Source organism: Devosia chinhatensis, assembly GCF_000969445.1.
GTDB lineage: Bacteria > Pseudomonadota > Alphaproteobacteria > Rhizobiales > Devosiaceae > Devosia > Devosia chinhatensis.
Genome location: NZ_JZEY01000063.1, coordinates 1 through 513, shown reverse-complemented (window position 1 = coordinate 513; position 513 = coordinate 1). Strand labels below are relative to the sequence as shown.

The window sequence follows — 513 nt, the reverse complement described above, 5'->3', positions numbered from 1 at the left end:
ATCTTGGCGAGCGCGGTATCGCTGGCCTCTTCATAGGCAATGGTGCCCTGGACCGTCCCGTCCTCGTTGATGAGGAAGGTCAGCGCGGTGTGATTGACCAGATAGTAGTCGCTGTCGACATCGCCGCTTCTTTCGGAAAACACCACGACAGCCGCCTTCGCGGCATCGGTCTTGGCCTGGTCACGCACTAGGCCGGTGATCGTGGTCTCGACACCCTCGACATCGCCATTGCCCCTTTCGCGCGTGGACCTCTCGGCTCGCCCGGTGACGGACTCAATGCCGCGGTCGTCTGCCGCCCTGGCGAGTATACCATACCCCTCACAGGCGCCGGCATGCGCGTCTCCGGTGCCAATGGTCAGTCATCCTACGCCGTCGACATCGACCGCATCGAGCGCCTCTATGCCTGTCCATCGCCCCCGATCCTGGCTGTCAAGGACATCACCATCCCTGCCGCGCTCCCCGTCGCCCACCGCGGCGGCACGCCCCGCTGAGGCACCGGCGACGGTGCCTCTT

General features: G+C 65.1%; 1 protein-coding gene and 1 pseudogene. One reads left to right on the top strand and one right to left on the bottom strand.

From position 1 onward, the window contains the following. Positions 1-188: pseudogene (locus VE26_RS18560) on the bottom strand (hypothetical protein); the annotation flags it as partial. Positions 189-332: 144 nt separating this feature from the next. Here VE26_RS18560 and VE26_RS18150 point away from each other — a divergent pair. Beyond that, positions 333-491, top strand: a complete 159-nt coding sequence (locus VE26_RS18150; RefSeq protein ID WP_160297864.1) for a hypothetical protein — start codon at positions 333-335, stop codon at positions 489-491. Positions 492-513 lie beyond the last annotated feature (22 nt).